This window comes from Bradyrhizobium sp. P5_C11_2, from assembly GCF_054049755.1.
The window spans coordinates 1-9,383 of the sequence record NZ_JBFULT010000288.1 but is presented as its reverse complement, the minus strand read 5'-3'; the positions used below and the strand labels follow the sequence as shown (position 1 = coordinate 9,383).

Genomic DNA, 9,383 nt, shown 5'->3' with positions numbered 1-9,383 from the left:
GGATTGGGGAACTCGCCGCGCAGCGTCACCTGCCCGGTGTGGGCGTCGACCTTGGCATCGGAGAACAGCAGCTTGCCGTCGAGCGAATAGAGGGTGTTGTCGTCGAGCATGAGGCGCACCTTGGCGGCATCGGCGGCGATGCGCTCGAGGTCGCCGCTCTCGAAGGCGCGGCGGAGCTGGTTGAGCTCGTTCACCGACTGGGTGAAGTCGGCATAGATCGGATCGAGCTGCTGGATCGTGGCGAGATTGGTCTCGTTCTGCACCGCGAGCGCGCCTTCGCTGACCAGCGCCGCACCGACGACGCCGTCGATCGGCGCGCGCACGGTGGCGTAGTCGAGGTTGAGCTTGGCGCGCGCGAGGTCGGCCTTGCGTCCCTCGACCTCGGCATGAGCCTGGCGCTCGGCCGCGACCGCCTTCTCGTTCTCGGCTTCGGGCGCGGCGCGCTGACTGGTGAGCGTCGCGATGCGGTGCGCCTGCTGCCTGGCCTGCATCAACCCGGCTTCGGCCTTGGCGACCGCCGCCTCGCTGGCCATCACCTCGACCTCGAACGGACGCGGATCGATGCGGTAGAGCGCATCGCCCGCCTTCACTTCGCTGCCCTGGCGGAACAGGCGCTCGACCACGATGCCGGAGATCCGCGGCCGCACGTCGGAGACGCGGGTCGGCGCGATGCGGCCCGGCAGTTCGCGCACCACGGCGCGCGGCTGCGGCTTGACGACGACGATGCTGACATCAGGATCGGCGGGCTGGGCAGCCGAGACCGCCGAGACGGATTCATCGCAAGCACCGAGCAGCGGCGCAAAGGCCGCGAGCATCATAGCAACGCATGCCGATCGCGCGCGAAGTCCTGACATGAAGTGGGGTGCCCCGATGTTGTTGAAACTGATCACGCTCCGCACGGACCCGTTCTGGGCCATTTCGCACGGCTGATGCCGTCAACATAGAATGGACTTGCTGCGACGCAACGCATTGCGCGGGCGGCTCAATGTCACACGAGCTATGGCACTGAGTTCAGGGTGCTTTCCTGGATTCACCGGATTGTGAGTCGGGTTCCATCGCCGCGCGCTGCGACAGAACATCGCAATCAGGGTGTGTGCTCACTGCGCCGGACTCTTTCAGGCATTCTCCCTTGCAATCACGCCGAGGCAGAAATCGATGAAGCTCCGCACTTTCGCCGGCTGATGCTGGCGTGATGGAAACAGCGCATAGAGCGGAAACATCTCGCCGGACCATTCGGGAAACAGGTTGATCAATGCGCCGCTTTCCACGAGGTGACTGCTGCCCAGCTGAAGAATCTGGGCGATGCCTGCGCCGGCTTCGCAAGCCGAAAGCATGGCGCCGACATCCGAGACCAGAACACGGGCTGATACCTTCACAGGAAGCACCTCTTGTCCCTTGCGGAACTCCCAATCGAAAGGTCGCTGGTTCGCGGCGTCGTAGAAGCCGATGCAATCGTGGTCCGGCACCTCGGACGGATGCCGTGGCCGGCCGTGCTCGGCGATGTAGGCGGGCGCCGCAACCGTGAGGACACGGGTTTCGACGAGCTTGCGCGCGACCAATGAACCGTTCGGCGGGTCACCGAATCTCAACGCCAAATCGAAGCCGCCGGCCCCAAGATCTCCGACCGCATCACGCATCAGAAGCTCAAGCGACACCTCGGGATGCTGCACCAGGAACGTCCTGATGTGGGATGACAAGACGATGCGCGAGAAGAACGGATCGACGTTCACCCTCAGCCGTCCACGCACGATGCCGGCAGAGCCCGAAGCCTCGATTGCCGCTTCTTCGATGCCGGCAAGGTGCGGTCCGACGCGTTCGTAAAAGCGCCGCCCCTCGTCCGTCAATGAGAGTGAGCGCGTCGTGCGTTCAAGCAGCCTGACCCCGACGCGCGCTTCCAGCCGCGATATGGCGCGGCTTACCGCCGAGGCGGTGAGGCCCAGGGCATCGGCCGCGCGCGCAATGGTGCCGGCCTCGATCACAGCCGAGAGGACAGTAACACCCGATAGCAACCGTCCATCGAAGGGCATCGGAATTCCTGATTTGTGTGAATGTCTATTCTGACATAACGGAAATTGGATCAGCAATCACGATCTGTCATCAGTGTCGCCATCGAAGACGCGGAGGCGAACATGACGAAACGGCTTTACTTTCCGAACATCGAATCTTGCGCGCGCTGGATGCTGCTGGGCGCGTCCATGGCGTCTCTGCTTTCGATCGCCGMTCCTGCCGGAGCGCAAACGAACGACCTTCACAGCGGCACAGGAAAGGCAGCGAGCATGACGATGAAGCAGGACCTTGCGATGCGCTCGCAGGAGATTCACTGGCCGGAGGGCTTCAATCCCGCGACTGCCGATCTGTTTTCGCACAATGAGCTTCTCATCAATGCGTCATGCGAGAAGATCTGGGGTCACATCGTGGACGCCAGGAAATGGCCGCAGTGGTATCCGAACTCCAGAGGCGTCGAACTTCCCGAGGGCACCAACGTTCTGGGCGACGGCACGGCGTGGCGCTGGAGTACGTTTGGCCTGTCGATCGAGAGCAAGGTGCAGGAATATGTGCCGCATACGCGCCTCGGCTGGTACGGTTACGCGCCGGGGACGAAGCCGAGCTTCTATCATACCTGGTATCTGGCCCCTCAAGGCACGAGCTGCCTGGTCGTGACGGATGAAGTTGGCGTGGGCAAAGATGCCGCGCACCTGCGGGAGACCGATGAGAGCCTGCTGCACCGTGGCCATGATCTATGGTTGGCGACGTTGAAATGGGTCTCCGAGGGCAACTGACCGGTCGCCGGGGGACGGTGCGCGGCATTCATGCGTGCGCGCCCTAACCCGCCGCCTTCATCCGGTACTGGCTGACGCCCCACTCGGTTCCGTCGGCGTAGCCGAACAGCCCGGCGGTCGCGAGGAAGAACCAGCGCCAGCGCCGCATCCACAACGCGGTGTCCTCGCCATAGACGTCGCGCAAGGACGCCTCGATCGCATCGCGATGCGCATCGAAATTGGCGAGCCACTCGGTCGCGGTGCGCTGATAATGCGTGCCGCTCCAGCACCATTCCTTCTCGATCACGAAGATGTCGGCATATTGCCTGACGAGGTGATGGCTCGGCATCACCCCGCCGGTGAAGAAGTGCTGCGCGATCCAGTCCTCGCGATTGGTCCGGTCGAACAGGTAGGAGCCGGAGCGATGGGTGAAGATGTGCAGGAACAGGCGCCCTTCGGGCGCGAGCCACGAGCGCACGCGCGTCATCAGCTTGCGCCAATTCACCATGTGCTCGAACATCTCGACCGAGACGATGCGGTCGAACTGGCCGTCGGGCGCGAACACGTTCATGTCGGCGGTGACGACGCGCAAATTGAACAGGCCGCGCAGCCGCGCTTGCTCCTCGACATAGGCGCGCTGGCCTTGCGAGTTCGACACCGCCGTCACCTTGGCATGCGGAAACTGCCGCGCCATCCACAGCGACAGCGAGCCCCAGCCGCAGCCGAGCTCGAGGATGGTCTGCCCGTCGGCGAGACCGGCATGCTCGACGGTCTGGCGCAGCGCCTCCTCCTCGGCCTCCTGCAAGGTGGTCGCATCGGTCTTGTAGAAGCAGGACGAATATTTGCGGTTGGGGCCGAGCACCTGGGCGAAGAAGGACGCAGGCACCTCGTCATGCCCGGCACTGGCGGCATCGACGTCCTCGGCGATCGGCCGCAGCATCATCCGCCCGGCGAAGGCGGCGTCATCGGCCGCACTGAGCGCGGCGAGACGGGTCGCCGTGCGCGAGCACAGCCGCTGGATCGCGGCGCGGATCACCACATCCGGCAGCGGCACCCGTTCGGCAGTCCCGATGATCGTAGACACGACGCTCATGCGGCCACTCCCTTGGTCAGGTCTCGCTTGGGCGGCGGAAGAAAGAACCGACGGGTTCGGGCGTAACTGCCCGCCCGGAAGCAGGCGCACGCCATCAGGACCGCGAGCGAGAGCGCGATTGCCGCCAGTCCCCCAGAATGGGTCGCCATGCAAAAAATCCGAGCTAAGCCTGCGGAATGCCGAAGTTTTGCAGAATAGGTTGGTAATCAAAGCGCGGTTTCAGGATTGGGTTCCCAGCCCAGCGCCGAAATCCGCACATCCGGCGCTTTTTTTGGGCTGGCGCTGTGCCATAGTGCCGACGCAAGCAAGCTTTCGTAACGGATGATACCGGACATGCCGTCAGGCACCTCGCCCCGCTCCTCCATGGACATCGAATACACAAAACTGTCCTCCCCCAGCGTCTTCCTGGTGCGGATGCTGGTCTTCCTGGTGCTCTGCGCGTTGGTGGGGGTGGTGCTCTACAAGCAGATCATCCAGGCCTTCTTCGCCAATCCCGGCCTCAATGCCCTGATTGGCGGCGTGCTGTTCATCGGCATCATCCTGGCCTTCCGCCAGGTCATCCGGCTCTACCCCGAGGTGTCCTGGGTCAACAATTTCCGCATCGCCGATCCCGGTCTGGCGCCGGCCCGGCACCCCAAACTGCTGGCGCCGATGGCGGCGATCCTCGGCGGCGAGCGCTCCGGCCGCATGACCATCAGCCAGACCACCATGCGGCACCTGCTCGATTCGATCGCGACCCGCCTCGACGAGGCCCGCGACATCTCGCGCTACATGACCGGCCTGCTGGTCTTTCTCGGCCTGCTCGGCACCTTCTGGGGCCTGATCGAGACGGTCGGCTCGGTCGGCAAGGTGATCGACGGGCTCAAGGTCGGGGGCGATTCCGGCGCGCTGTTCGACACGCTGAAGGAGGGGCTGGCCGCCCCGCTCGGCGGCATGGGCATCTCGTTCTCCAGCTCGCTGTTCGGCCTCGCCGGCTCGCTGATCCTCGGCTTCCTCGACCTGCAATCGAGCCAGGCGCAGAACCGCTTCTATACCGACCTCGAGGACTGGCTCGCCACCACCGTGCGCGAATATGGCAGCGGCGGCGAGGTGGCCGTCGCCGCGGGCGGTGGCGGCGGCGTTGCCAGCGGCGAGCTTCAGGCCGCGGTCGAGCGGCTCCGTTCCGTGCTCGAGGAAGGCAGCGGCAGCGCCAGCCGCGGCACCACGGCGGCGATGGCGAGCCTCGCCGAAGCCATCCAGGCGCTGGTCTCGCATATGCGGACCGAGCAGCAGATGATCCGCGAATGGGCCGACGGCCAGGGCGAGCAGAACCGCGAGATCCGTCGCCTGCTGGAACGCATCGCGCGCCAGCCGGAGAAGAGTTGAGCATCTAACACCGGAAGACGACAATGGCTCTAGCGCGCGGCCGCCGCAGCGAAGGCGCTTTCAACTACTGGCCCGGATTCGTCGACGCGCTGTCGACGCTGGTGCTGTCGATCGTGTTCCTGCTCTCGGTCTTCCTGGTCGTGCAGTTCTTCCTGTCGCAGGAGGTCACCGGCAAGGACAAGGCGCTGGAGCAGCTCAACGCCAAGATCGCGCAGCTCAACGAGCTCTTGTCGCTGGAAAAGCTCGGCAAGCTCACGCTCGACGACCAGGTGTCGCAGCTGAAGGCCGGCCTCGCCTCGGCCGAGACCGAGCGCGACCGCATCAAGGGCCTCTATGACGGCCTGGCTGCCGCCGGCAACGACGCGCAGGGCAAGACCACCGAGCTCGGCAAGGCGCTGGACTCGGAGAAGGCGGTTTCGGCGCGGGCGCTGGCGCAGATCGAGGTGCTGAACCAGCAGATCAGCGCGCTGAGGCGGCAATTGGCGGCGCTGGAAGAGGCGCTCGATGCTAGCGAGAAGCGCGACAAGGAATCGCAGAACCGCATCGCCGATCTCGGCTCCCGCCTGAACGTTGCGCTGGCGCAGCGCGTGCAGGAATTGTCGCGCTACCGCTCCGAATTCTTCGGCCGCCTGCGCGCCATTCTCGGCAACCGCCCCGACATCCGCATCGTCGGCGACCGCTTCGTGTTCCAGTCCGAAGTGTTCTTCGACACCGGACAGGCGACCCTGCTGCCGGAGGGCCGCGCCGAGCTCGACACGCTGGCGACCGCGCTGATCGAGCTCGACAAGAAGATCCCCAGCGAAATTCCCTGGGTCTTGCGCGTCGACGGCCATACCGACGTGCGGCCGGTCAGCGGTGCGAACTTCAAATCCAACTGGGACCTGTCGGCCGCCCGTTCGATCTCGGTGGTGCAGTACCTGATCTCCCTCGGCGTCCCGGCCCAGCGCCTGGTCGCCGCCGGCTTCGGCGAATTCCAGCCGCTCGACACCGCCAACACCGAGGAGGCCTACAAGCGCAACCGCCGCATCGAGCTGAAGCTGACGGAGCGGTAGTGGTGTCGGATACACCACAGCTCGTCATTGCCGGGCTTGACTCGGCAATCCATCAAGCAAAGCTTTTACGAAGTGGATGGATGGCCGGGTCAAGCCCGGCCATGACGAGTGAGCGCTGATGGGTGCCCTCCACCTCCGCCCCTACGCGGCCTCCGACGAAGCGGCGGCGATCGATCTCTGGCATCGCACCTGGCAGCAGGCCTATCCGCAGATCGACTTCGCCGCGCGGCTGGACTGGTGGCGCGAGCGCTGGCGCAAGGATCTGGTGCCGAAGGCCTCGATCGTCGTTGCGGAAGCGGATGGCGCGCTGACCGGCTTCGTCACCATCGACGGCGACGGCTATCTCGACCAGCTGGTGGTCGATCCCGCGCATTGGGGCTCGGACGCCGCAAGGCTGCTGGTCGATGAAGCCAAGCGCCTGTCGCCGGCCGGCGTGACGCTGCTCGTCAACAAGGACAATTCCCGCGCCATCCGCTTCTACGAACGCAACGGCTTTGCCCATGCGGGCGACGAGGTGAACCCGACCTCGGGACGGCCGGTGCTGAAGATGGAATGGAGGCCGTAAGGCGCGCGCCAATCTCTCTCCAACGTCGTCCCGGCGAAGGCCGGGACTCATGCCGCGTGATCTATCGATAGGCGCAGGTGGCCGTACCGCGGGAGGACTCTTCACTACGAGTCTTCGCCAAACTGTGCCCTGTGGTTATGGGTCCCGGCCTTCGCCGGGACGACAGCGGAGGTTGAGGCCACAACTCGGACTGCCCCCTCACGCCCCCTCGAACTGCAACCTCGCCAGCCGCGCGTAAAGCCCGTTCACCGCCACCAGCTCGGCATGCGTGCCCTGCTCGACGATCTTGCCCTGGTCCATCACCAGGATGCGGTCGCAGGAGAGCACGGTCGCCAGGCGGTGCGCGATCACCAGCGTGGTGCGGTGGCGCATCAGTTCTTCCAGCGCAGTCTGCACCAGCGTCTCGCTTTCGGCATCGAGCGCGGAGGTTGCTTCGTCGAGCAGCAGCAGCGGCGCGTCGCGCAGGATCGCGCGCGCGATTGCGATGCGCTGGCGCTGGCCGCCGGAGAGCATCACGCCGCGTTCGCCGAGCGGGGTCTCAAAACCTTCGGGCAGGCGGCGGATGAACTCGGCGGCGTGTGCGAGCTCGGCGGCGCGCTCGACCTCGACGTCGGTCGCATCGGGCCGGCCGAAGCGGATGTTCTCGCGGGCGCTGGCGGCGAACACGGTCGACTCCTGCGGCACCAGCGCGATGCGCGCACGGAAGTCGCGGGGGTCGGCCGACTGCACCGGCACGCCATCGAGCGAGATCGCGCCGCCCCGCGGATCGTAGAAGCGCAGCAGGAGATGGAAGATCGTGCTCTTGCCGGCGCCGGAGGGACCGACGATCGCGACCTTCTCGCCGGGCCGCACCGCAAACGAGACGGCGTCGAGCACGTTGACGTCGGGCCGCCCCGGATAGGAGAAGCTGACGCGATCGAAGCCGACCTCGCCGCGCGCCGGCACCGGCAGCGCGCGCGGCGCTGCGGGCGCTGCGATCTCCGGCTGCACATGCAGGATCTCGAACAGGCGCTCGGCGGCGCCCGAGGCGGCCGAGACCTCGCCCCAGACTTCGCTGAGCTGGCCGAGCCCCGCGGCGGCGAAGGCCGCATAGAGCACGAACTGGCCGAGCCGGCCCGGCGTGATGGCGCCGGTGAGCACGTCATGCGAACCGATCCAGAGGATCGCGACCACGCTTGCGAACACGATGAAGATGATGATGGCGGTGAGCACCGCGCGCGCCTGGGTCGAGGTGCGTGCCGCCTCATAGGCCTGCTCGACCTCGCCGCCGAAGCGCTTCGCAGCCAGCCCTTCGCTGGTATAGGCCTGCACGGTGCGGATCGCGCCGACCAGCTCGCCGGCATAGGCGGAAGCTTCGGCGAGCGTATCCTGCGCGTTGCGCGACAGCCGCCGCACCCAGCGCCCGAATGCGACCAGCGGCAGCACGATCAGGGGAATGGCGAGCAGCACGAAGCCGGACAGGCGCGGACTGGTGATCACCATCATCGCCGCGGCGCCGAAGAACATCATCAGATTGCGCAGCGCGATCGAGACGGAGGCGCCGACCGCGGATTTGATCTGGGTGGTGTCGGCGGTGAGCCGCGACACCAGTTCGCCGCTGCGCGCGGAATCGAAGAAGGCCGGCGACAGCGAGAGCAGGTGGCCGAAGACGTCGCGCCTGAGATCGGCGACGATGCGCTCGCCGATCGTCATCACCAGGTAGTAGCGCGCGGCACTGGCCAGCGCGAGCACGGCGACGACCGCGATCATCACCGAGAAGTAGCTGTTGATCAGCGCGATGCCTTCCGGCGTCAGGCCGAAATCGATCATGCGCCGCACCGCGATCGGCACCAGCAGCGTGGTGAGCGCAGCGATGGTCAGCGCGACGAAGGCGAGCGCCGCGCGGCCGCGATAACGGGCGACATAGGGCGCGAGCGCCAGCAGCGGACGCAGCTTGGCGCGGCCCTTCGCCGGCGCCTCGATCAGCTCGGCCTCGATCTGGGCGGCGGGCACGTTCTGGCCCTCCTCGCGGTACTGGTCGTCAAGCCGTTCCACAGCGCTCATAAGATCGGGCCCAAGGGGAGAGGTCTGCTCCACATAGGCCGGTGCAGGGGGAGTGGCAAATCCGGGATGCTCCTTAGGGGATGGCCCGGTTCTCCTTTGCCCACAATGGCTTGTTTTACCGGGTCCCGTGGGGTATAGACCCGGCCAAATCCGTCATCGACATCACTCAAGCAAGCGACGCCGGTCGCCCTAGGAATTGCCATGAAAGCCGAAATTCATCCGAATTATCATATGATTAAGGTCGTGATGACCGACGGAACCGAGTACCAGACCCGCTCGACCTGGGGCAAGGAAGGCGACACGCTGAACCTCGACATCGACCCGAAATCGCACCCGGCCTGGACCGGTGGCAACGCGCAGCTGATGGATCGCGGCGGCCGCGTCTCGCGCTTCCAGAAGAAGTTCTCGGGCTTCCTCAAGAAGGATTGATCCGGCCCGCAAGGCTGGAAACGAAAAACGCCCCTGGGAGACCAGGGGCGTTTTTGTTTTTAGCCGTCATTCCGGGG

At 65.7% G+C, this 9,383-nt stretch carries 10 protein-coding genes; 5 read left to right on the top strand and 5 right to left on the bottom strand.

Annotation, left to right across the window (positions count from 1 at the left end):
- Both ACXJL8_RS24300 and ACXJL8_RS24295 read right to left on the bottom strand, forming a co-directional pair.
- On the bottom strand, positions 1-854 hold an 854-nt coding region (locus ACXJL8_RS24300; protein ID WP_456685717.1), incomplete at its 3' end, for an efflux RND transporter periplasmic adaptor subunit.
- Between the two features lie 261 nt (positions 855-1,115).
- Positions 1,116-2,027: a LysR family transcriptional regulator gene (locus ACXJL8_RS24295; RefSeq protein WP_456620710.1), complete on the bottom strand. Its 912-nt coding sequence runs from the start codon at positions 2,025-2,027 to the stop codon at positions 1,116-1,118.
- Positions 2,028-2,129: 102 nt separating this feature from the next.
- Here ACXJL8_RS24295 and ACXJL8_RS24290 point away from each other — a divergent pair, with 102 nt between their 5' ends.
- Positions 2,130-2,780, top strand: a complete 651-nt coding sequence (locus tag ACXJL8_RS24290) for an SRPBCC family protein (RefSeq protein ID WP_456685716.1) — start codon at positions 2,130-2,132, stop codon at positions 2,778-2,780.
- Positions 2,781-2,823: 43 nt separating this feature from the next.
- Here ACXJL8_RS24290 and ACXJL8_RS24285 read toward each other — a convergent pair whose 3' ends face one another.
- Both ACXJL8_RS24285 and ACXJL8_RS24280 read right to left on the bottom strand, forming a co-directional pair.
- Positions 2,824-3,852 carry an SAM-dependent methyltransferase gene (locus ACXJL8_RS24285; protein ID WP_456620712.1) on the bottom strand — a complete coding sequence of 343 codons (1,029 nt, stop codon included), beginning with the start codon at positions 3,850-3,852 and terminating at the stop codon, positions 2,824-2,826.
- Between the two features lie 206 nt (positions 3,853-4,058).
- On the bottom strand, positions 4,059-4,187 hold the full coding sequence (locus ACXJL8_RS24280) for a hypothetical protein (protein WP_456620713.1): 129 nt from the start codon (positions 4,185-4,187) through the stop codon (positions 4,059-4,061).
- On the opposite strand from ACXJL8_RS24280, the gene ACXJL8_RS24275 reads away from it, so the two are divergent.
- From ACXJL8_RS24275 to ACXJL8_RS24265, 3 genes are all read left to right on the top strand, one after another.
- The gene (locus ACXJL8_RS24275) at positions 4,186-5,217 is read left to right on the top strand and encodes a flagellar motor protein MotA (RefSeq protein WP_456620714.1); all 1,032 of its coding nucleotides are present in this window, start codon (positions 4,186-4,188) and stop codon (positions 5,215-5,217) included. The genes ACXJL8_RS24280 and ACXJL8_RS24275 overlap by 2 nt on opposite strands.
- A gap of 23 nt (positions 5,218-5,240) precedes the next feature.
- The gene (locus ACXJL8_RS24270) at positions 5,241-6,269 is read left to right on the top strand and encodes a peptidoglycan -binding protein (RefSeq protein ID WP_456620715.1); all 1,029 of its coding nucleotides are present in this window, start codon (positions 5,241-5,243) and stop codon (positions 6,267-6,269) included.
- A 118-nt stretch (positions 6,270-6,387) separates the two neighbouring features.
- Complete coding sequence (locus ACXJL8_RS24265; RefSeq protein ID WP_456620716.1) at positions 6,388-6,834, top strand: GNAT family N-acetyltransferase; 447 nt, start codon at positions 6,388-6,390, stop codon at positions 6,832-6,834.
- 198 nt (positions 6,835-7,032) lie between these two features.
- Here ACXJL8_RS24265 and ACXJL8_RS24260 read toward each other — a convergent pair whose 3' ends face one another.
- Entirely contained in the window at positions 7,033-8,877 is a 1,845-nt protein-coding gene (locus ACXJL8_RS24260) for an ABC transporter ATP-binding protein/permease (RefSeq protein WP_456620717.1), read from the bottom strand.
- A 201-nt stretch (positions 8,878-9,078) separates the two neighbouring features.
- Here ACXJL8_RS24260 and rpmE point away from each other — a divergent pair, with 201 nt between their 5' ends.
- Positions 9,079-9,306 carry a 50S ribosomal protein L31 gene (rpmE, locus tag ACXJL8_RS24255; protein ID WP_247988093.1) on the top strand — a complete coding sequence of 76 codons (228 nt, stop codon included), beginning with the start codon at positions 9,079-9,081 and terminating at the stop codon, positions 9,304-9,306.
- Positions 9,307-9,383: the final 77 nt, after the last annotated feature.